The following is a 23,433-nucleotide window of genomic DNA, read 5'->3' as shown; positions in this document are numbered from 1 at the left end:
ATCTCACCACCCATTGAGCCAATATTACATGGCCATCACTTTATTTAGCGTATCTACCAACTTTTCTTCTTTAAATGGCTTTACAATAAATGATTTTGCTCCACTTATTACAGCTTCTTTAACTATCTTTTCTTGTCCCATTGCTGTAACCATAACAATTTTAGCCTTAGGATCATATTCTTTAATCAATTTTAATGTTTCAACTCCACCCATTTTAGGCATTGTAACATCTAAAGTTACTAAATCAGGGCTAACCTCTTTATACTTAAGTATGCCAACTTCACCATTTTCAGCTTCTCCAACAACTTCAAATCCATTTTTTTCAAGCATAGATTTTAAAGACATCCTCATAAAAGCTGCATCATCAATAATAAGAACTTTTGCCATAATAATCACTCCTCATTAAAAATTAATTTATAATAAATTCACTATATAATAAGTTTTTTAAAATTTTAGAGTTTTCAGTCATTATTACCTAATTCTAGGTTATAAAAATTTAAATTATAAAGTTTACAAATAACTTATAATAATTATCGTTCAATGGCTGCTTTATTATAATATCTTTAGTGTAAACATTTATATAATATATATGGAAATTGTACTAAAACTAATTTACTTTGTCAATTATTATAACATTATATGTGTTTATGTTTTTTTGATTATCATAATACAGTAATTTGTCATATTATAAACAAAACTTTATACTATTTCTTGTCCTTTAACATTGAAAATAAAACTTGTGGTATATTAGAAAGAGATACTTGTTTTTGAACCGCTCCTATGTCATAGGCAACTTTGGGCATTCCATATACAACACAAGATTTTTCATCCTGTCCTATGGTTTTTGCTCCGCTTCTTCTCATAGCAAGCAATCCTCGTGCTCCATCATATCCCATTCCCGTAAGTATAATACCTATAGATTTGTTTTTTGCTTCTTTTGCTACAGATTTAAATAATACGTCTACAGATGGACAATGTCCATTTACTCTTTCTCCTTGAAAAACTTCCACACAATACCTGCCAAGTTTCTTTTTTATTGTCATATGTTTACTTCCAGGTGCAATAAGAACCGTTCCTTTTTCTATGTAGTCTCCATTCTCAGCTTCTTTCACCTTTAGCTTTGTTTGATTGTTAAGCCTATTTGCGAACATTTCAGAAAACACAGGTGGTATATGCTGTGTAATTACAATTCCTGGCATATTCTCCGGCAGTGAATTTAGTATATTATATATTGCTTCAGTTCCACCTGTCGAAGCACCTATTGCAACAATTGTATCTGTACTTATGCTACTTTTACTATCAAAGCTTTTTATTTTTAATTCTGATTTTTCTACAACATGAGAATGTGCAGCTACTTTAATTTTTTTTATCAATTCGTTTATGAAATTTTCCACGCTTTTAGGGGATTGTGTATTTGGTTTAGGAATAAAATCTACAGCTCCTGCATTTATGGCTTCAAACACAACCTCACTGGCAGAGCTAACAACTATTATTGGTAAAGAGTATTGTGGTAGCAGTCTTTTTATAAATTCAATTCCATTCATTTTGGGCATTTCTACATCGCAGGTCATTATGTCGGGTTTAAATTTTAAAATTTTATCTGCTGCCTCAAATGCATCTCCTGCCTTTGCAACCACCTCTATATCAGGTGATGAAGAAATACCCATTGAAATTATTTCACGAGAAAGTAGACTATCATCGACAATTAAAACTCTTATTTTGCTATTCATAAAATCTACTCCCTTCTATTAAACTATATAAGTTAATCTTAAGTATTGTAGACTCTTATTGAATTTCCTGCTATTTGTTAATCTTGATCTGTTTAAAATTATGATAAGTTTAATGTATGAATAAATGGTTGGATATAATTTAATAATATTATTTATATCCAAATTATACTAAATTCTAAGTAAAATGTCAATCATTAGACCTTTGCTTACATTTATTTTAATAATATTTAAATTCATGACTAAAAATACAAAAAATGAATGGAGAAGGCTTTTACGCTCTCTCCATTAAATTATTTTTTCATTTACTTCTTCGTCTTCTTCTTTGTTTTTAAACTTTTGGTTTTTTTTACTATTAAAAAATCTAAAAGCTGTTATTATAACGCCAAACAAACATAAGGCACCAGCACATATATAAACAAACTTCATTCCATAAATAAATACTTCATCTCTTCCTCTTATATAGTCTGTTACTCTATAATGAACCTTAGCACTCATTCTGCTATACAAAATAAGAGTTGATACGGAAGTACCTAAAACGAATCCTAAATTTCTAATTAAAGCATTAACGCTTCCTGCAATTCCTAACTTGTTTTTTGATACTGTAGACATAACCAAAGAATTGTTAGGAGATTGGAACATTCCATTTCCCATAGTCATTATTACTATATATAAAAGCAATAAAATTACTGAAGACTTTGCATTTAAAGTGCTGATTAAAAACAAACCCAAGCTTGTAAATGAAAGTCCTATAAGTGTCAAAATTTCTGAGCCTACTTTATCTGATAAATATCCACTGAAAGGTGCAACTACAGATAACACAATAGGTGATACCATCATAAACATTCCTGTTACTGCTGCTGAAAACTTCAATGTATCCTCAAAATAAAATGGCAGTATTATATTAGAAGCACTAATTGCTACAAATGATATAAATGCGCAAATTATACTTATTGAAAACAAACTATTTGAAAAAATACTTAAATCCAAAAGAGGCATTTTTATCTTCTTTTCCGCTATAATAAAAAGCACAAACGCTACAAACGCTACAATAAATGCTCCTATCATAACAGGATTATTATATCCTGTAGTCTGTCCTTGAACTACTGCCCAGAAAAAGGCTACAGTAGCTATCATAAATAGTGCTGCTCCTCTTGCATCAACTTTTTCATTAGAAATCTTATTTGTCTTAGGAAATACTTTAATAGTAGCTATAAATACTGCTATACCAATTGGCACATTTATTAAAAATATATATTCCCAACTAAATGCAGAGACAATAAAGCCTCCAAGTGGAGGTCCTGCCATTGAACCTAGTGCTACAAAAGTTCCCAAAACACCAAGTGCTCTTCCTCTTTCATTTGCGGGAAAAACCTGAGTTATAATTCCTTGATTAGTTGCCATGGTAGCTGCTGCACCTATTGCTTGTATAACTCTTGCTATAACAAGTACTAAAAGTGAATTAGTAAAGCCACACATTAAAGATCCAAAGGTAAAGAGAACAACTCCAAAACTAAAAACCTTGGTTTTCCCAATTATATCACCTATTCTTCCAAATATTAAAATCGTTGCAGCAACAGTTATTAAAAAGCTGGTTACAACCCATGTAACTCCTGACATTCCAACCTTAAGATTCACAGCCATATTAGGAAGAGCTACATTTACAATGCTTCCATCTAGCGTTGCCATAAAAGTGGCCGAAAGAACTGTAAATAGTATTATCCATCGCTTTTTATATATCTGATTTTCTTTATTATTCAAACTTATTCCTCCTTCCACAGCTAGCTACTTTACATTCTTTTGCTTTCCTTAGTACATCCTCTAAAAACTTTATAGATGTTTTTACTTCCTCTTCATTATTTCCTTTAATTAAAATATTAATCCACTCCTGAACTATTTTTCGAATTTCGGGCAGCAGGCTTCTACCTTTATCTGTTATATACAGCTTATATGCCCTTATATCTTCCTCATTTTCTTCCTTTTTTACATACTCAAGCTCTATCAATTTTTTCACAGTTCTAGCGGACATTGCTTTATCTACACTTAATTCCTTGCTTATATCATTTTGACTTATGCCTGGGCATCGGTTAAGTACAAATAAATATGGGTATGTTCCTGTTGTAAGTTTAAATTTGCAAAGCTCTTTATCAAGATAACATTGAGTACACCTATATATATTGCTGGTAAGCTTAATTAACGTTGAAGTGCTTTCATCCATAATAATTCTCCTTTATTCATTGCATAAATATAATAGCAAAATATCGTTGATTAGTCAACTATATTTATAAATAATACGAAGTAAGTGCATCACAGGATATTAAATAAAATTAATAAATCTAAGATAAATCATCCTGCAATACACTTACCTCGCATTATACAGTGTTTAAGGAAAATTTTTCTCCGTTTCTCTGCGAAAAATCCGTTATAAACATAGTTGATAAATAAAGGTAGTATATGGTACTAGTATTTAATTAATTACAAAGATTCAAGCCTAAAATTCCGTGGGAGCGAAGTAACAATGCTGAAGAAATAGTTTAAAAAACTCTTAATAAATCATGATTTAACAATTTTTAGTACGATAGCCCCATGTGCAAATTATCCTAATTTAAATTCTCTAATCAAATTTATAAGTTTATCCGCGCCTTCAAGATTTCCTTTGGACTCATTTGTTATTGCCTCACTCTTATCTTTAACTTCACCAACACTTGCAGCAATATCTGTAGATGACTTTGCCACCTCTGTTACGGAAGCTGCAACCTGCTCCATAGTCATTGTTATTTGATCAATGGAGCTAGATATTGTATCCGAAACTTCAGCAAATTTTTCTATTATATCTTTTACCCTAATTCCATCTTCCTTATACTCATGGCTAATTGAAATTAAACTTTCATAGTCCTTAAGAACATTCTTTTCCATAAATACTAATATGGATTTAGCTGAATCGGATAGCTTTTCAACAGCTCCAAGCACTGTTCCAATTTCATCTTGTATCTGAGAAACTGCACCTGCTGATTCCTCGGCAAGCTTTCTAACCTCTTCAGCAACAACTGCAAAGCCTTTTCCTTGATCTCCCGCTCTTGCTGCCTCTATAGCTGCATTTAGTGCCAATAAATTTGTCTGCTCTGCAATGCCATTTATACTTTCAGCCATTTCAGATATTTTATTTACAACCTTAACCTCTTCCAAGGATTTTTCCAAATTATCTTTAGTTTGTTTGTATATTTTTTCTGCACTTTCCTTTGAGTTTAAAGAATCATTGTTAATTACCTTAGCCTTATCCTGTATATTTAAAGCCACCTTCAAACCTTCTTTAGCCTTTTCTGCAGTAACATTAATTTCTTCTTTTACTGTAATTGTCATTGAGGTAACTTCCTCTACAGAAGCCGAAGATTGTTCCATTCCAGCTGATATTTCCTCTGTAGCTGCTGATACCTGCTCAATTTCACCATTTACAGCCTGGAGCATTCCATCGGATGTTTCTATGCTTTTAATAATACCTTCGCTTTCACTTCTTACCAGCTTCATACTATTATTAAGCTTTTCTACAGCATTGTTTAAGGCATTAACCGTCTTACCTATTTCGTCCTTTGAAACCACCTTCATTTTAAAATCAAATTCCCCATTTGCTAACTTTTCTGCACCTTCAAAAACCTCTCTAATCTGACTTACAATACTTTTTCTTATTAAATATGTAAACAAAATACCTAATATAACGCTCACTATAAGAACAACTATAATTATATTTGATGCAGCTATTGTAGTATCTCTAGACAATACCCCCTTCTCCTGTGTAGCATCCTTTTGAGCTTTTACAAATTTATCTATGCTTGAGGTAAGGTCATCCTGAGGCTTTTTTAACTCCGAAATAATCTTAGTAAGCTCTTCATTAGATACATCTGTTTTCATGCCTATTTTTATCGCCTCATTAAAAGCATCAAAGGCTGCATCATCCTTTTCATCAACTTCCTTGTTTAACTGCTTTCCCAAAGCTGTATAGGTCAAGCTTTGAAGCTGCCTCTTGTTAGAATTGTACTCTTTTTGAGCAGCTTTGTATTCATTTTCCTGTGTTCTCATATATGCTACGTCACTTGATGCACATATATTCCTCACTGCTATAGCCATGTTATCCACATCACTTTTCATTTCATAGGCTAAAGTTAATTTTCTATCCTCTGTAATCGTTAAATCCTTAACAGTACTATCAATTTTATTCAATTTAATAATTGATAAAACTGATATGCCTACTATTAAGACAATCATCAGAGAAAAACCTGTTATTAATTTGGTAGATAGCTTCATCTTGTTAAAGTTCATGTTGTAAATGCCCCCTCAATAATTTTGATCCTTAGTAAAAGTTTTAAGTAATGCCTTATTCTTACTTTAGCTATTGTACTGAATTTTTTACATATCGCATATTAATGTAAATTATAACATATATTAATTTGTAAAAATACAAGCATTTTAAAATTTGTACATTAAATATTTTACTTTTAATTTTATTTTTACTTTTAAAAAACAAGCTAAAAAAAATGTGAAATAGAATAACCACTTTATAGTCCTATCTCACACTTTTATAGTTTCATTTATTAATTATATTTTAAACTAAATACTGAACTTCTTTTCCATTGTCATCAATATAATCTATAACAGTTTTATTTGTTTTTAAATCTATAAATAAACTGCATTTTTTATTGCCCTTGCTCCAAGCAAGTCTTATTTCGTCTTTAGGACAATCCATAACTTCAAAATCACCGTCAAACGCATCATATTCATTTCTGAATTTAATAACCTTCATTAATCTTTTAACTACTTCCCTTTGAAGTGACTGTTCTATCTCTTCCATAGTGTAATTATGGCGGTTAACTTCACGTCCATCACCAGTTTTCTTTGCATTTTCATAATCATTTTCACCTGCAAGTAAACCTACATAATATATTTGAGGCACCCCTGGTGTAAAAAGCTGAATAGTCCTTGCTGCTATATATGCATCATCATCACAATTTAAAGCTGAATAATACGAGCATTGAATTTGGTGAACATCAAAGCCGTCTTTGTCTTTATATTCATCTGTTAAAATACGGCTTACAGTTGCTCCTCTTTCAATACAAATATCAACTACCTTTTTTGCCCTTTTGCTATCAATAAGATCATCCATATCAGGTTTTACAGGAATACCATCATGGCAGTCAAGGGTTGTAAACTGATTTTTAGGACGATTTTTTAAATACTTGCAAAGATCTTCGCTGGATTTATTTATCAAAGTATCAAGCACTGTATATGGCAAAATAAAATCATAAATCCAGAAGCCATGTTCTGCAAGCTTGTACTGAGTCTCATATTGTGAATGAACCTCAGGAAGCAACTCAATTCCTAAAGATTTTGCAAGTTCCATTATCCAATCTAAGAATTCATATATTTCTGGTTCTACAAAGAAGCAGCTTGTTCCAAGTTTCTTTACAACATAGCCTACAGCATCTAATCTTACTATTTTAATGTTGTTTTTGCTAAAGTTTGCAAAAAAGTCCTTAAGCAGCTGTTTTACCTTTTCAGACTTAACATCCAAATCTATCTGTTCTGACTGTTCTCCATGTCCAAATGTTGTCCAAACTTTTTCTTCCTTACCAGTCTCCTCTATCTCAAAAGTAGAATATGGCTGCTTTCTGCGTAGGAACATCTTGTCTATATCTTCTTTAACTGGCTCTCCATCCTTCCAAACCTTATCTAAGGTAATAAACAAATCAGCATACTTAGATTCTCTACCCTTTTTTAAAAAATCTTGAAAGTACTTTGATTGTTTTGATATGTGGTTAACCATCAAATCAACTACTACATCAAACTTTTCACCTATTGCCCTTATATCTTCCCAAGTACCAAACTTAGGATCTATTTCAAGATAAGTAACAGGTGCAAAGCCTCTATCTCCTGAAGATGGGAACGGCGGCAAAATATGAACTCCTCCACTGCAAATGTCTGAAAAATGCTCTGTTAGAACCTTGTTAAGCTTTTTTAAATCTCCACCTAAAGAATCTGCGTAAGTAATAAGCTGTACTTTATTTTTTACTGCCATGTAATGCACTCTCCCTCTTTAAATCTTATTTTAAATTTTTATATTAACGCTAGATATTTCGCTTTTCTTAACTACTATTCTACATCGTTTACATGTGTATGTCAACCGGTTTCATATTTGTCCTATTTGTAAAAAAAAATTCTAGATAAATGCTTTTATTTGCATTTATCTAGAACCGCCTCTACAAATGTATAGATTTTTTTGCATCCATTAATATGCTTGGTTTATCTGTTATAATGCCATCTACGTGCAGTTTAAGCATATTGTCCATATACATAGGTTTATCAACGGTCCAAGAATATATATTCCTATGTAACTTATGAATTTGCATAACCAAATTTTTCGTTACCGCTCTCTGTTCCACACTATAAAAATCAACATTTAACGCAGTAAGATTTGTCATAGGTCTATAAACTATATAACCTGTTTTAATTTTTGGATTTAACTGCTTAACCTCTAACAAAATTCTATAACTCATAGAATGTACTAGACACTGTTTAACAAATTTGTTTTTGTTTATAATTTCTACAACCCTTCTAGTTAAATCGTTAGTATTACCATAAGGTTTAATTTCTATAATTAATTTTAATTTTCCTTTTGATCTTTTTATAGCCTCATTCAAGGTTGGAATCTTCTCCCTCTTATGCCCTGATGGATAACGGGAAGCTATATTTAATTTTTCTATTTGATTAAAATTTAAATTGCTAACTTCTGAATCTAAACCTGTAAGCCTTTTTAAATTCTTATCATGCATTAGTACAACTACTCCATCCCTAGTTTCCTGAACATCTATTTCTGCATAATCTACTTTATGTCTTATGGAATCGTTAATTGCATTAAGAGAATTTTCTGGTTCACTAAAGTAGGTTGCCCTATGAGCAATAATTTTTATTCTTCTTGCTTTAAGGTCATTATCTAAATACTTATAACTGCTTTCCATGTGCTTGTTGCCCTGTTTTGCTTTAATAGTAATATTCTTATCTGTTGTATATAAAAACGTAATGCATATGAAAGCAGCAATAATCACATACGCTGGCTTAAACCTTTTAAATATTTTATTAATCATATTAACTATTACCCCTTCCCTTAACATATTATTAACATTATATATCAAAAAATAATATTAATAATTACAATTGCATTACAGTTCCTATACAGATAATTTACTTTTTATTATTTCACTTAGTTTTTTATTACATATAATGATTAATTATGTTGTGATAACATTTAAAGGGATATAAAGGATAAATGTGGAATATATATCTTGCATTATATGAATAACATGGGGGGATAAAAGTGGAAATTTTAAAAAACGATAATGAACTAATAAATGAGTGGGACAAATTTATTAGAGCTGTAAGAAAAAATCCTACGATTAGGGAAGTAACTAAAGAAGCATGGAAAAGATGTAAGGATGTAGGGCTAAAGCCAGAGGACCTAAGCTTTAAAGTTCTAAATGATGCTGATTTAAAGCAAAAGATTTCAGACAATTCTCAATTAATAAACATTGCAAAGCCATATTTGGATCATCTGGCTTTAAGTCTCACAGGGATTCGATATTTAATTACGTTAACAGATAAGGATGCTTGGGTAATTGATTTTAGAGGTAATCCAGAGGAGTTTGGTGGAGAAGACTGCGGAATTTGTCTCGGAGCAAGCTGGAATGAAAAATACGTAGGTAATAATGGTGTAGGAACATCAATAGCAATTGGCCAGCCCGTAATGATATATGGAATGGAGCACTTTAGAAAATCATATGGTCCCTTTACTTGTATTGGCGTTCCAATTAAAATAAACGGGAAAATAATTGGTGGAATTGATGTATGCGTTCCTAATAGATATGCTCATCCAGCAAGATTAAATCTTACTACCGCATGTGTACGTTCTATTGAAACAACTATAGAAAATAAGTCTTCTTCTACATTTAACGAATCTTGTGATAAAAACTTATATGCAACTTCTGAGTTAATTGCGACAGCAGTACATGATTTAAAAAATCCACTAGCTGTAATAAGAGGTCTTGGACAGCTTGGAAAATTAACTTCAGATAAAAATAAAGTTAATTCCTATTTTGATAGAGTGATAAAGCAGGCAGATGAACTTAATACTATGGTTGTTGAGCTTCTTAGCATATTTAAGCCTCAAAAAATCTCTCCAGCAAAGGCAGGTCCTATAATAAAGGAGGTATTAGATGAGTTTGCGCCAGAATGTGAAGCAAACGGTATTAAATTAAAAATGATAGATAACTATAATAAATATATAGCCATATCTGAACCACTTTTTAAAAGAGCAATTAGAAACCTAATAGCAAATGCAGTCCAGGCAATGGACAACGGAGGCAGCATCGAAGTTAAGCTTGAGCAAAAGGAAGACTTTGTAATAATTTCTATTACTGATACAGCCGGTGGAATACCAGAAGAGCTAAAAAGTAACTTGTTTGAGCCCTTTACCTTTAGAAGAAATGGTGGTACAGGACTTGGACTATTCATGGTATATCATACAATAACCAATACTCATAACGGAAGTATATGGTTTAAAACTAAACCCGGCAAGGGAACTACATTTTTTATAAAACTGTCCACAGCAACTTATACTGATTGCAATGATATAACCAGATACAAGTTAGTCTAGTTAAAACTTATAAATAAAAAGGCTCTAGCATTTTGCTGGCTAACATTATGCCAAAGCATATGCTAGAGCTTAATATAATATATATGTGCCCCTTTAAAGCATCAAAAATTCCTTTAATACCTCAGTAAATTCCTCTGGTCTTTCTTTTTGAGCCCAGTGCTTACACCCCTTCATTATATAAAGCTTACTATTTTTAATGGCCTTACTGGCAGCAACCGCAAATTTAACAGGAACGCCAGAGTCCTTTTCTCCATTAACTATTAAAACTGGCATGGTCAATTCACTTAGATGTACTGCTAAATCTGTAGTCATCCTTTTCTTTCCCAATTCATAGCGTTGAAAGCTTTGCCATGCCTTACTACATTCAGGATCCCCAATAAGCTTATATATTTTATCGGTCAATTCATCAGAAACTTTATTTTTATCCCGAAATAAGGAAGAATTTATAGTCCATCTTACTAAACTTTTACTTTTTCCAATCCATTCATAAGATTTGGAATTAAACCTTGAATTTACAAACCATCTGCAAAATGAATGAAAAGGCATTCTGCTATATAGCCCCATTGATCCTATTACAGTAAGTTTGTTCACCATTTGAGGGAAACTTAAAGAAAAACCTATGCTGATTCCTCCCCCCATAGACAATCCAACCAAATTAGTTTTTTCTATATTTAGCTGTCTTAGAATATCATATAAAAATTCTACATAAACAGGAATTGAGTACTGAATATCCGGCTTATCACTTTCACCAAAACCAAGCATGTCCACAGCATAAATATCATATTCCTTGCCCAGGAGCTCAATTACCTCTTTCCAGGACATCATGGCATTGTCCAGTGCCCCACCATGTACAAATACTATTTTTTTATCAGTTTCTCCTTTACTGTGATAAACTGTTACTCCATAGGACTTATATAATAATTTAATTTTCTCCAATTACAACACTTCCTTATAAAATCCTCGTTTCAGTATTTTCATATAGTCATAAATTTCCTCTTTAATTTCTTCTAGCTCTAGCTTTCCTTCTGCCATTCTTTCCTTTATAAAGCCTTCACTAAGCCATATTATCATTTTAATTGCCTTGTTAATATCCTCTTTATTTTTAAACTTACTGGTATCAATATTTTCATTAAGCTTAGCATAGGCATCCTTTAAAATTTTCTCATTGATTAGCTTTATATCCTGTGCAACTGAAATATCCTTCTCGTAATATGCTTGAAGTGAAAATGCAAAGATATAAGGACAATCCAGCATAGCAGCTGCTCTCGCCTCCACTATTTTTATATTTCGTTCAAAAAAATCTCTCTCTTCCATTGCCTTCACTTCATCAAGCTTTTCATATATTTTTTTACAGCTGTATTCATACAAATAACAATACAGCTCTCTTTTGTTTCTAAAATAATAAAACAAGGCTCCTTTTGATATACCTGCTATAGCTGCTATATCTACCGTTGAAGCTTTATTGTATGAGCTTTCTGAAAACACCTTCATAGCTGCATTTATAATTTTCACTTGTTTTTCTCTATTTAAAGCGTGAAAAGCTTCGCACATTATACCACCTCCACTTTGACCAAACTGGTCAACCATAATTTATATTCTAGTTAATTGACCCAGGTTTACAAGCCCCCTTAATAAAATAAATAAGACGTTACACTTTTATTTTAGTATTCTTTTTTTGTATTCTTTATTTAGTATTATTCCTACGCTCTACATGTCCAATCTCATCAGGTACTTTTGACACCTCTAATACGACACTCCCTTCGTCAGGTTATAGATTATAATACTGAACCTTAGGATTTAATTCAATATGGCAAAAAATAACATGCCCCCATCCCTAATTTTAAGAATGGAGGCATGCATTATATAGATAAACCGCTTGAAAGTTTGAAATGACTAACACTAAATTTATCCCATAAATCTAAGATTTTGCTTAGAGTACAGAGTACAATTGACAGAGGATAGTAAAGGATGATTTTTCTCCGCTATCGCTTTGAAAAATCTAAAACTTAACGCTGGGGCGTATGGCTCAAAATATAATATTCAGCGCAGCTGATACTAATAAGTTCTATGATCTACCTGAGAGAAACAGTGTAAATCCACATTCACTCTACTCTCTACTCTGTTTTTCAAGTTGTTTGCCTTTATTCATTTTAGGCAATCTTCATAAGACATGTTTCTATTATTACCTAGAAGCATGTCCTCTAATTTTTTATAATCATAATTTCTCTGGTCATATGCGTTAAAATTTGATGCTTTTTTACCAAATTTAGCTTCAGTCTTATGAGTTTTCAGCTTTTCTTTAAAAAATCCCTTCAGCTTTGAGACAGTGTTTTTGTTAGTTTTATCAACTATCTCGTATTCATTGCTTATGGAGCCTCTTCTCCTTTTTCTTATAAGTCCCTTTGATATGAGTTCTACTAAATATCTTTGAATGGTTCTTACACTTTTTTTAAGCTTAGCTGCAAGGGTATTTTGTGAGGGAAAGCAAATAGACTTGTCCCCAAAACAGTAGCTAGAAAGAGTTATGTATAATCTTACGGCTCCATCACTTACATCTGCCTCAAGTATATCATTATCCACCATAGTAAAATTTTTCATATTTATCACCCTCCTAAATAGTTAATATGCAATTTTTTGAAAAATGCTAAGAAAAAATAAATTTTTTTTAATAAGGCAGTCTTAGCATGACGGAAGCTGCGTTAAACTAGTGACTTTGCAAATCCTTCTGCAAATGTGTAATATAATAATTAATTGTGTAATTAGCAATTTAATACATAAATCACAAAAATAGAGGGTGAATTATAAATGGCAATAAACACTATGAAAACAGAAGTATTAGACGTTAAGAATTTAAAGATTAACTATAAAAATGTTATAAAAGGTGCAGAATACTTAAAAAAAGGTGAAGTTGTTGCAATTCCAACAGAAACTGTTTATGGATTAGCTGCAGATGCTTTTAATGAAAATGCAGTAAAAAAAATATTTCAAGTTAAAGGAAGGCCACAGGATAATCCACTATTAGTTCATATATATAAACTAGAACAAGTCTATGATATATGTAAGGATATTACCAAAGAATCAGAAAAAGTATTTGATGCCTTTTGGCCAGGCTCAGTAACTTTGATTTTCAACAAAAAAGACTGCATTTCAGATAGAGTTAGTGCAGGAAGAGATACTGTAGGAGTTAGATTCCCCAAAAGTGAAATAGCAAGAGCTATAATTAAAGAAAGTGGAACTCTATTGGTAGCTCCTTCTGCAAATTTATCAGGCAAGCCATCAACCACCAGCGCTGAGCATTGCTATAATGATTTAAATGGAAAGATACCTTGTATTCTAGACGGAGGCCCATGCTTAATTGGACTAGAATCAACCATTATAGATATGTCTACCCAAACACCAGTACTTCTAAGACCGGGGGCAATAAGTTTAGATGACATACTTAAGGTAATTCCAAACCTTATATATAAAAAAGATTTATTAAGTGTTAAAGGAAATGAAATTCCAAAGGCGCCAGGAATGAAATACAGACATTACGCACCAGATGCACCAGTAACTCTGGTTGAAGGAAATTATGAAAAAACTTCTAAATGGATTGAAGAAAATGCAGATAAAAATAATGCTGTAATTTGCTTTGAAGAATTTCTAAAGGATTTTGAGAACTACAAGCATGTATATAATTTAGGAAGTTTTAAAACATTAAATGTAGCTGCACAAAAAACATTCGATTTACTTAGGGAATGTGATAAATTGGATGTAAGTCACATTTATGTACAAGCTCCTAAAGACATCGGTTTAGGGAATTCCATAATTAATCGCTTAGAAAAAGCAAGTGCAGGAAATATTGTTCACATATAAATTATATACAGTGAAATTAACTCAACTAAAACCACCATCACTCGTGAACATAAATAAATCATAGATAAGGTGTCAAATTTGCTATTTATTTAGTAGTTTTGGCACCTTTATTTTAGGAAAACTTTATAGTCTCTATTAATAATTTTTTCTATTTACCAAGATAAAATTTAAAAATTGGCAAAAATATTTTTTTAAAAATTGCACTTTTAACAGAATATGATTGTAGTACGCGTACAAATATGATAGAATATAGTTAAATTTTTTCAAATAAAAATACCATTATCGGCTATATCTAAAATTTATAAAAAAATATATACATACGTATGTATGTGAACAGCATACACTTTTCAAATTTCTTGAATATTATCAAATTATCAATAAAATTTAATTTTTAAATCATTTTTTTAATTTAGAGACTTTATACTAAGTGAGGAAATTTATCATGGAATTAAACCTAGAAAAAATTAAAAAGGCTCAAGAAAACATTAATGCAGTAGTAAGAAAAACTCCCTTGTTCTACACAAGTACCTTCTCAAAAAAATGCAGCTGCAAAGTATACTTAAAATGTGAAAACAAGCAAAAAACTGGTGCTTTTAAGTTAAGAGGTGCCTATAACAAACTAGTTAATTTAACGGAAGAAGAAAAGAAAAAAGGAGTTATTGCCTCCTCCGCAGGAAATCATGCTCAAGGAGTTGCCTATGCTGCAACTGCTTTTAAGGTTAAATCCACCATAGTTATGCCATTAACTGCACCTCAAGCTAAAGTAGATGCAACAAGGGGCTATGGTGCAGAAGTTATTCAAGCTGGTCAAGTATATGATGAATGTCATGATAAAGCCGTAGAAATACAAAAGGAAACAGGTGCAACCTTTTTAGAACCTTTTAATGATGTAGATGTAATGGCAGGACAGGGAACTATAGCTCTTGAAATATTAGAAGAGTTACCCGATACTGATGTTATAGTTATTCCAATTGGCGGGGGCGGGCTAATATCTGGCATTGCCACAGCAGCAAAAGCCTTAAAGCCTTCAATAAGGATAATAGGCGTTGAACCAGAAATAATCCCATCTGCCAAGACTTCAATTAAAAATGGAAAAGTCACCACTGTTCCAGGTGCAAAATCTTTAGCTGATGGCATATCCGTCAGTACAATCGGCGATAAGTGCTTAGAGTATCTCCAAAAATATGTAGATGAAATAGTTACAGTAAGCGAAGACGAAATAGCTCACGCTATGTTTCAGCTGATGGAAATAAGCAAGCTCATAGTTGAAGGTTCAGGAGCCGCACCTTTAGCAGCCTTATTAGCTAAAAAAATAAAAGGAATAGAAGGTAAAAATGTAGCTCTTTTAGTTAGTGGAGGAAATGCTGATATTGCAACTACAGCTAAGATAATCGAAAGAGAATTGGTTTTAGAAAAAAGAACAATAAGATTTGAAGTAGAGCTTCAGGACAAAACAGGAGCCTTGGGCACTTTAATATCAAAGATAGGAAAAATGGGAGGAAACGTCGTTACAGTAAGACAGGACAGCAACTGGAATGAAAAAGGTCTTGAATATGCTGATGTATCCTTTGAAATCACAGTTCAATCCAAAACACATGGTGAAAGTATACTAAATTGTTTAGAAAAGGACGGATATGTAGTAAAATTAATATAGACATAAATTAAAATATTAGGAGGACTATTTTATGGAAAAGAAAATAATAAGTACAAAAAACGCTCCAGGAGCAGTAGGCCCTTATTCACAAGCTGTTAAAGCTGGAAATTTAGTATTTGCATCAGGTCAAATTCCACTAGATCCAACAACTGGAGAACTAGTTAATGGAGATGTACAAAAAGCAACTGAAAGATCTCTAGAAAATGTAAAAGCTATTCTTGAGGCAGCAGGAACTTCCCTTGACAAAGTAGTTAAAACAACTGTATTTGTAAAAAACATGAGCGATTTTGCTGCTGTCAACGAAGTTTACGCAAGATACTTTAAAAAAGATATGCCTGCAAGATCATGTGTGGAAGTAAAGCTTCCTAAAGATGCTTTAGTTGAGATAGAAGTAATAGCATTAGCAGAGTAATTAAGTCCACTTACGGAGTAAATTGTTACTAAAAATCAGCAGCAATTCACCCCGTAATCAAATCTAATTTTATCTTTCCAGTTTACAACTACGGGGTTTTCATATCTCCCTTTTTCTAAATTGGATAAAGCTTCTTTCATAATCTATATGTAATCTTTCATTTTTAATTTTCCAACAAAAAATAATTATACAATTGAAATCCGATCCAATTCAGTGTATTATTTTTTATATATCATAATAGTACACTTATTGAAAAATAAGGTCACAAAGCTATGGGTCTAAGGGAATTCAATTCTTATGATTGCCAGGTTGCTAAAGATAAGGAAAAATAATATCTTTTTGTGCGTCTATTATTATATAATAGACCTTTTATTTTTTATAATTATATATTGAACCATATATTTATAATACATATACCTATTTATCACCGGTTGCATAAGCAAAATTAAAAGATATTAAACTATATATTATAAACTTATAGATAGGAAGTTATGATATAGCAACATTACGTAAAATATTTTAAAACATAACTAAAGATAAAAGAGGAGTAAATAAAAATGAATACTGGTAAAACCTTCAAAACAAATTTTTACGAAAAAATGCTTAAAGTAATACTGGCAATATTTATAATTTGCTGTATTGTGGCATTTACATTTTATTCTGCTTTAAAATTATTTGGTTTTAATGATAAAATACACACTAATTCATTAATTATCCTTGGGATACTTACAGTCACCTATGTTGTAATACTATGGTCATGCTACAAGCATACAGTTTCAAAAAATGGTTTCAATGTTAAATGGTTTAACATAACTAAATATGTTTATTTATTTATAACTTATTTTCAATATTTATATTTAAACTTTACAATGCATTTAAATTCTACATGGCTTATAATTTTCTTTTTTATAACCCTAGAATCTCTATTTTTTGATTTAAAATTAATTATTACCGCAATAGCAGTAAGTATTGCTTGCCAAATATCTGTATACATATATAATCCATCCATTTTAAATTACAAAACTTTATTACCAGCAGAATTAATGTTAACTTCTGTAACAATCATAATAGCCTTGATTTTAACTAGTCTTGTTGTATATTTTTCTTCAAATTTATTAGATTCAATTTCTGAAAAAGAAATAAAAATTAATGAAGAAAATCAAAAGCTATTGAATTTATTCAAAAATATATCACAAACTTCCAATACTGTTTTAGCTTCAAGTGAAAACTTAAGTGCTGCTATTGAGGAGCAGACAAGTACCCTTTTAGAAGTTTCAGAAACAAGCCAAAATATATCAAATTCCTGTGAAGAAATGTTAAATAAATCAAACAAAAATAGTGAGATATTAAAAACTTTGCTAAATGCTAATGAAACTGTTTCTAAGAAAACAAATGCTAGCGAATCACAAATAAAAGATTTTATCACAGTTACGGACAAGAATCAGCAGTCTCTAAATAATGCTTTAACAATTATTACTGATATAAATAAAAATATTAAAAATACTTTCCAAACTACAAAAGCTTTAGAAGAAAAATCAAAGCAGGTAGATACTATATTAAATCTTCTCGGAGATATCGCAGAACAAACAAATCTTCTTGCATTAAATGCATCTATTGAGGCAGCAAGAGCAGGTGAATATGGTAAGGGATTTGCAGTTGTAGCTGATGAAATACGCAAACTAGCAGAAAACACAAGACAGTCTCTTAACCAGGTAAGTTCAATGCTAGATGAATTAAAAGCTAATATAAATCTTGTTGAAAAGCAAATGACTGAGAACAACGAAAAATCTCAAACAGGAAATAATATTATTAACGAAACAGTAAATGATATAAAAATTATGACTGATAAATTAAAATTATTTAGCAGCAATATAATAGAAATAAACACGGCTTCCACAACGCTACTTACAGAAACTCAAAATGTAGTTGAATTTAACAAACAGGTTAACAGCTTAACGGAGGATACTATATCTAAATACACAACGGTATCGCAATCAATATCTCAAAGTGCTGCTACCAACGAAGAAATAGAAGCTAATATTAATGAACTAAAAAATATTGCTGAAAACATGAATGAACTTGTAAAATAGTTATAGTTTAATGAATTTCTGCTACTGCAGAAACTCATTAAACACCTGAACAAATTCTTCTGGTCTCTCCTTTTGAGCCCAATGTTTACATCCTTTCATCACATGAAGCCTACTATTCTTAATAACCTTACTTGCCGCTATTGCATATTTTACAGGAACCCCAGAATCTTTTTCACCATTGACTATTAAAACTGGCATTGATAGTTCCCTTAAATGCACCGCTAAATCTGTAGTCATTCCTTTTTTGCCAAGCTCATAACATTGGAAGGACTCCCAAGCTTTATTACAATTAGGCTCATGAACAAGCGTATATAAATCATCAACTAACTCATCAGAAATTTTATTTTTATCTCCAAACAAAGAAGAACTTATTGTCCATCTTACCATAGCTTTGCTTTTTCCAATCCATTCATATGATTTAGCATTAAACCTTGAATTTACAAACCACCTATTAAACCTATGAAATGGCATTTTGGAATACAAGCCTAATGATCCTATTAAAGATGGAACTTTATATGTAGTTTTAAAAAGATTAGAAAAAAACAATCTGATATCTCCTTATTGGGATGATACAGAAACTGGCGGTGGCAGACGTATATATTATAAAATTACAGAAGATAAAAAAAATTATCTTGTTACTAAAAAAGAAGAGTGGTTTTTCTTTAAAAATATCATTGATATATTTTTTAAGTGGGTATGAAAAATGAAAGAAGTAGACAATTACATTGATTCTATCTATAAAAATATTCACGGAAACGAAAAGGAGTAGCTATATAATGGTACATTTCATTTTTATTAACTTTTTATAAAAAAGGCTACTGCCTTATTCAAATTTTTGCTAATGCAATAGTCTTTTTTAAGCTATTAATATTTACTCTACATTCTTCTCATAGCAATAAAATTCACCTTTTCTAAACTGAACGCTTCCCACTTTTTCATATCCATTCTTTTCATACAGTCTCAAAGCTCTTTCATTCTGGGTAAAGGCATCTAATCTTATAGCCCCATATCCACCCTTTACTGCAAATTCATCTGAATATTTAAGGAGCTTCCTTGCAATTCCACCGCCTTGAGCCCTTGGATCAACGCATAATCTATGAATAACAAGCTGTTTTCTAAAGTTATATTTCCAGTTTAAAGCTTTGTATTCCTCTGCTTGCTCCTCATTTAATACCACGATGGCATTTATAATATCATCTTCAACATTGACATATAAATTACCATTTGCTAAGTCTTCATTTAAAACTGTCTTGTCTGGATAAATCTCGTCCCATTGATGTATGTTTTTTGATTCCATGTCTTTGATTGCAGCTTTAATTATGCTCATTATGGAGTCAATATCCTGTGGCTTACCTTTTCTTATCATACATATTCCTCCAGTATAAATTTTATCTATTGTGGCAATAATATAAGACAAGGCTGTACTCTAGTATTAAAGTACAGCCAATGCGTAATTACTTATTGTATTTTTATTCAACTGTAACTGATTTTGCAAGGTTTCTTGGCTTGTCAACATCACAGCCTTTTTCTACGGAAACATAATAAGCTAATAATTGAAGTTGGATAACTGAGAGTACGGGTAAAAGTATGTCGTTTACCTTTGGTACATATATAACTGAATCAACAAATTCATCCATTCCAGTTCTACCTTCAACTGTAATTCCAAGAACTTTTGCTCCTCTTGTAGTTACCTCTTTTATATTACTAACCATTTTTTCATATAAATCATTTTGAGTTGCAAGTGCTACTACAACTGTTCCATTTTCTATTAATGCTATAGTTCCATGCTTTAATTCTCCACCAGCATAAGCTTCAGAATGTATATATGAAATCTCTTTAAGCTTTAATGCACCTTCCATAGCTACTGCATAATCAATACCTCTACCTAGATAAAACATATCTTTATGCATATAAGTGTTTGAGGCAAACTTTTGGACTCTTTCTTTATTGTCTAATACTTCCTTTGCCTTTTCTGGAAGCTTAAGCATATCAGCTTTTATATTTTCTATTTCTTCATTAGTTAAAGTATTTTTATTTTGTGCAAAGAATAATGCCAATATATACATAGTTATAAGCTGAGTAGTATAAGCTTTTGTAGATGCAACTGCAATTTCTGGTCCTGCCCATGTATATAAAATATCATCTGCTTCTCTAGAAACCGAACTTCCAACAACATTTGTTATAGCAATAACTCTTGCTCCAAGTGACTTTGCCTCTCTTAATGCAGCTAAAGTATCGGCTGTCTCTCCTGATTGACTTAAAACTATCATCAAAGTATTCTTTGTAATTATTGGATTTCTATATCTAAATTCAGATGCTATATCTACTTCAACTGGAATTCTAGCTAATTTTTCTATTGCATATTTTCCAACTATTCCAGCATGATATGCAGTTCCACAAGCTACTATATATATTTTCTCAATATTTTCTATTTGTTCTTTTGTTATATTTATATCATCTAATTTTATAGGCTGATCTTCTATAATTCTAGAAGTCATAGTATCTTTTATAGCTTTAGGTTGTTCATAAATTTCTTTTAACATGAAATGCTCGTAGCCACCTTTTTCAGCTGCATTAGCATCCCACTCTATATGATTAAGCTCTTTTTCTATTTTTTCTCCTTCATTAGAGTAAAATTCTACTCCCTCAGAAGTTAAAACAGCAAACTCTTTATCTTTTAAATAATATATATCTCTAGTATGATTTAATATAGCCGGAACATCTGATGCTATAAAATTTTCATCTTTTCCAGCTCCAACTATAAGAGGACTATCTTTTCTTACTGCAACGATTTTATTAGGTTCATTTGAACAAACTACGCCAAGTGCATAACTTCCTTCTACTTTTGATATAGCTTTCATAACCGCATCTAATAAATCTCCATTGTAAAAATAGTCTATAAGATTAGGAATAACCTCTGTATCAGTTTCTGAAACAAATTTATATCCTTTTGATTTAAGCCATGACTTTAACTCCATATAGTTTTCTATTATACCATTATGCACTACACTTATTGTATTATCATTATTATTATGAGGATGTGCATTCACATCTGACGGCTCACCATGTGTAGCCCATCTAGTATGTCCAATTCCTACATTTCCTTTAAGTGGACTACTCTTCAATTTATTTTCAAGATTTACAAGTCTTCCTTTACATTTTGAAACATTTATTTTTCCATCATCTAGTATAGCAACTCCTGCTGAATCGTATCCTCTATACTCAAGTTTACTTAATCCCTCAACTAAAATTGAAGAAGCTTCATTCTTACCACTATAACCTACTATTCCGCACATAAAAAATCTTCCTTTCGTATTTTTAATTCAACACTAATAACACCTAAAATAACTTCATTTTTTAAGAGATTCTAGGTATATTAATAAATTATTAAGGTTTTAACACCAGATTGATTTTGTAACAAAAATCACTTTCTGCTTTTATCAATCGTTAACGGTAGTGCGTTTACCGTGGGGCATCCGCCGAAGATTTCGATACTCCCCATCCTCGTCAACTAAAATAATCATATTACCTTAGTTCTGGCGCTTTAAATATAATTAATAATTTTTTATCTAATCTGATATCCCTCCTCAACTTTACTTAATATTTACACATGCCATTATACTATTGCTTTTCTTTATATGTCAATCAATATAAAGAAAACATTTATTGAACTTTTTGTTTTTATATAAATATACTATGCAAATAGCGACTTTAAGTTTATAAAAGTTGGGAAAATATTTTAAGTTAGTATTCAATGTGAATTAAATTTAAAATACTTTCCACAATTAAATTTTCTAAAATCTTTTCGGATTAATTAAGAAAATTTTGAATATTCTGAATTCTATAATTAACTTTTTAGCTCCTTATACTTATTTACTATCATACTATTCAAATATTCTCCTTCTCTTATTTGAGATATATTTGAAATAGCTTTACTAGTACCATCGTTTTTTATTATCTTTTGAATTTCTTGTGCCTTACCATCATTTTTATAGTCAAATAAATATCCTGCTGCAATACCATATAAAATATCATTAAAATCTATTTTCAAATTATAGCAAAGTTTTAATGGAGTTACTAACCTATCATTTGATGATAATTTTCTTACTGGATCGCGCCCTACACGCGTTACATCATCTTTAAGGTATTTATTTTCAAATCTTTTTAGAAGCTTATTTGAATATTCCTTTAAGATATTTATATCTATTTTGTGCTTAATGCTAAGAGCTTGTACTGCCTCCTTATGAAAACCAACTATAACCTTTTTAATTTCCTCATCTTTTATAGCTTCATGGATAAATTTATACTTTTTAAGATACCCTAAGTACGCAATCGTTGCATGTGCACCATTTAAGAGGAACAATTTTCTCTCGAGGTAAGGATCCAACTTTTCAACATATTCTGCACCTTTTATGTTATTATTAACTTTTATCTTATTCTTTTCTATATCCCACTCATAGAAATCTTCTACAGCTACATCTATAGGCAATTCTTTTTCTATATCTACATTCGGCACAATCCTATCAACTGCGCAATTTGGAAACCCTACATATTTTTCTAAATATTCTTGAAATTTTTCATCTGTTTTATCAAGTATAGCCCTTTTTAACACATCAGTTGCAAATAAGGCATTTTCACAAGCTATTATATCAAGCGCTTTCTTACTGACTTTTGATCTCTTTTTTAAGAATTCCCTTAAAAGTTCTCCTGTACTCTTTAAATTATTTAAGCCTAATGATGTTGTAATTAAATCTGCTTCTAAAACTTCTTTTTCAAGATACGCACTATCCTTTAAATTAACAGCTTTCACATTTTCCACTTCTTCTTTGTTTGAAGAAGTACTTAAGGTTATTACCGTATATTTCTTATATTTATTTATGTCCTCCACCACTTTATCGAATATATCAACAAAAGTGATTTCATAATTAGACTTATATAATAAATATCCAATAAACCCCCTTCCTATATTTCCTGCACCAAAATGAACTGCCTTCATA

At 31.1% G+C, this 23,433-nt stretch carries 20 protein-coding genes and 1 riboswitch; of the genes, 6 read left to right on the top strand and 14 right to left on the bottom strand.

The annotated features are described in order from the left end of the window. Positions 1–24: 24 nt before the first annotated feature. The 7 genes from ACJDT4_RS07120 to ACJDT4_RS07090 form a co-directional block, all read right to left on the bottom strand. A complete protein-coding gene (locus ACJDT4_RS07120) occupies positions 25–387 on the bottom strand; it encodes a response regulator (RefSeq protein WP_406786857.1) in 363 nt (120 codons plus the stop codon). Positions 388–704: 317 nt separating this feature from the next. Next, positions 705–1,730: a protein-glutamate methylesterase/protein-glutamine glutaminase gene (locus tag ACJDT4_RS07115; RefSeq protein WP_406786856.1), complete on the bottom strand. Its 1,026-nt coding sequence runs from the start codon at positions 1,728–1,730 to the stop codon at positions 705–707. Positions 1,731–2,015: 285 nt separating this feature from the next. After that, a complete protein-coding gene (locus ACJDT4_RS07110; protein WP_406786855.1) occupies positions 2,016–3,488 on the bottom strand; it encodes an MFS transporter in 1,473 nt (490 codons plus the stop codon). Beyond that, the gene (locus ACJDT4_RS07105; protein ID WP_406786854.1) at positions 3,481–3,945 is read right to left on the bottom strand and encodes a MarR family winged helix-turn-helix transcriptional regulator; all 465 of its coding nucleotides are present in this window, start codon (positions 3,943–3,945) and stop codon (positions 3,481–3,483) included. The genes ACJDT4_RS07110 and ACJDT4_RS07105 overlap by 8 nt, the downstream gene beginning before the upstream one ends. 377 nt (positions 3,946–4,322) lie before the next feature. Then, positions 4,323–6,041, bottom strand: a complete 1,719-nt coding sequence (locus ACJDT4_RS07100) for a methyl-accepting chemotaxis protein (protein WP_406786853.1) — start codon at positions 6,039–6,041, stop codon at positions 4,323–4,325. A 283-nt stretch (positions 6,042–6,324) separates the two neighbouring features. Then, entirely contained in the window at positions 6,325–7,794 is a 1,470-nt protein-coding gene (gene gtfA / locus ACJDT4_RS07095) for a sucrose phosphorylase (protein ID WP_406786852.1), read from the bottom strand. A gap of 181 nt (positions 7,795–7,975) precedes the next feature. Beyond that, complete coding sequence (locus ACJDT4_RS07090; RefSeq protein WP_406786851.1) at positions 7,976–8,860, bottom strand: glycerophosphodiester phosphodiesterase; 885 nt, start codon at positions 8,858–8,860, stop codon at positions 7,976–7,978. Between the two features lie 230 nt (positions 8,861–9,090). Between ACJDT4_RS07090 and ACJDT4_RS07085 the strand changes: the two genes are divergently transcribed. After that, positions 9,091–10,425: an ATP-binding protein gene (locus ACJDT4_RS07085; protein ID WP_406786850.1), complete on the top strand. Its 1,335-nt coding sequence runs from the start codon at positions 9,091–9,093 to the stop codon at positions 10,423–10,425. Between the two features lie 93 nt (positions 10,426–10,518). Here the strand turns inward: ACJDT4_RS07085 and ACJDT4_RS07080 are convergent, their stop codons facing one another. From ACJDT4_RS07080 to ACJDT4_RS07070, 3 genes are all read right to left on the bottom strand, one after another. Beyond that, positions 10,519–11,361, bottom strand: coding sequence for an alpha/beta fold hydrolase (locus ACJDT4_RS07080; RefSeq protein ID WP_406786849.1), 843 nt, complete (start codon positions 11,359–11,361; stop codon positions 10,519–10,521). Next, positions 11,362–11,976: a TetR/AcrR family transcriptional regulator gene (locus ACJDT4_RS07075; RefSeq protein WP_406786848.1), complete on the bottom strand. Its 615-nt coding sequence runs from the start codon at positions 11,974–11,976 to the stop codon at positions 11,362–11,364. It lies immediately after the preceding gene. A gap of 594 nt (positions 11,977–12,570) precedes the next feature. Continuing rightward, a complete protein-coding gene (locus tag ACJDT4_RS07070) occupies positions 12,571–13,023 on the bottom strand; it encodes a helix-turn-helix domain-containing protein (RefSeq protein WP_406786847.1) in 453 nt (150 codons plus the stop codon). A 207-nt stretch (positions 13,024–13,230) separates the two neighbouring features. Between ACJDT4_RS07070 and ACJDT4_RS07065 the strand changes: the two genes are divergently transcribed. The 4 genes from ACJDT4_RS07065 to ACJDT4_RS07050 all read left to right on the top strand — a co-directional run bounded on the left by ACJDT4_RS07065 (position 13,231) and on the right by ACJDT4_RS07050 (position 18,436). Further along, the gene (locus ACJDT4_RS07065; RefSeq protein ID WP_406786846.1) at positions 13,231–14,280 is read left to right on the top strand and encodes an L-threonylcarbamoyladenylate synthase; all 1,050 of its coding nucleotides are present in this window, start codon (positions 13,231–13,233) and stop codon (positions 14,278–14,280) included. 442 nt (positions 14,281–14,722) lie between these two features. Then, the gene (ilvA, locus tag ACJDT4_RS07060; protein ID WP_406786845.1) at positions 14,723–15,934 is read left to right on the top strand and encodes a threonine ammonia-lyase; all 1,212 of its coding nucleotides are present in this window, start codon (positions 14,723–14,725) and stop codon (positions 15,932–15,934) included. Between the two features lie 31 nt (positions 15,935–15,965). After that, the gene (locus ACJDT4_RS07055) at positions 15,966–16,346 is read left to right on the top strand and encodes a RidA family protein (protein ID WP_406786844.1); all 381 of its coding nucleotides are present in this window, start codon (positions 15,966–15,968) and stop codon (positions 16,344–16,346) included. Positions 16,347–16,575: 229 nt separating this feature from the next. After that, positions 16,576–16,663: riboswitch (cyclic di-GMP riboswitch) on the top strand. A gap of 240 nt (positions 16,664–16,903) precedes the next feature. Further along, positions 16,904–18,436, top strand: a complete 1,533-nt coding sequence (locus ACJDT4_RS07050) for a methyl-accepting chemotaxis protein (protein WP_406786843.1) — start codon at positions 16,904–16,906, stop codon at positions 18,434–18,436. 21 nt (positions 18,437–18,457) lie between these two features. Here ACJDT4_RS07050 and ACJDT4_RS07045 read toward each other — a convergent pair whose 3' ends face one another. Beyond that, positions 18,458–18,982, bottom strand: a complete 525-nt coding sequence (locus ACJDT4_RS07045) for an alpha/beta fold hydrolase (RefSeq protein WP_406787017.1) — start codon at positions 18,980–18,982, stop codon at positions 18,458–18,460. Between ACJDT4_RS07045 and ACJDT4_RS07040 the strand changes: the two genes are divergently transcribed. Next, positions 18,909–19,136 (top strand): PadR family transcriptional regulator, encoded by a 228-nt coding sequence (locus tag ACJDT4_RS07040; RefSeq protein ID WP_406786842.1) that lies wholly within the window; start codon positions 18,909–18,911, stop codon positions 19,134–19,136. The two genes, ACJDT4_RS07045 and ACJDT4_RS07040, sit on opposite strands and share 74 nt — an antisense overlap. Positions 19,137–19,307: 171 nt before the next feature. Here ACJDT4_RS07040 and ACJDT4_RS07035 read toward each other — a convergent pair whose 3' ends face one another. The 3 genes from ACJDT4_RS07035 to ACJDT4_RS07025 all read right to left on the bottom strand — a co-directional run bounded on the left by ACJDT4_RS07035 (position 19,308) and on the right by ACJDT4_RS07025 (position 23,432). Continuing rightward, positions 19,308–19,802, bottom strand: a complete 495-nt coding sequence (locus tag ACJDT4_RS07035) for a GNAT family N-acetyltransferase (protein WP_406786841.1) — start codon at positions 19,800–19,802, stop codon at positions 19,308–19,310. Positions 19,803–19,905: 103 nt separating this feature from the next. Beyond that, positions 19,906–21,732, bottom strand: a complete 1,827-nt coding sequence (glmS, locus tag ACJDT4_RS07030; RefSeq protein ID WP_406786840.1) for a glutamine--fructose-6-phosphate transaminase (isomerizing) — start codon at positions 21,730–21,732, stop codon at positions 19,906–19,908. Between the two features lie 551 nt (positions 21,733–22,283). Next, on the bottom strand, positions 22,284–23,432 hold the full coding sequence (locus ACJDT4_RS07025; protein ID WP_406787009.1) for a mannitol-1-phosphate 5-dehydrogenase: 1,149 nt from the start codon (positions 23,430–23,432) through the stop codon (positions 22,284–22,286). Position 23,433: the final 1 nt, after the last annotated feature.

Origin of the sequence: Clostridium neuense (assembly GCF_045310695.1) — a bacterium.
Taxonomy (GTDB): Bacteria; Bacillota; Clostridia; order Clostridiales; family Clostridiaceae; genus Clostridium_S; species Clostridium_S neuense.
The sequence above is the reverse complement of the archived record's forward strand: the minus strand, read 5'-3'. Positions and strand labels throughout refer to the sequence as shown.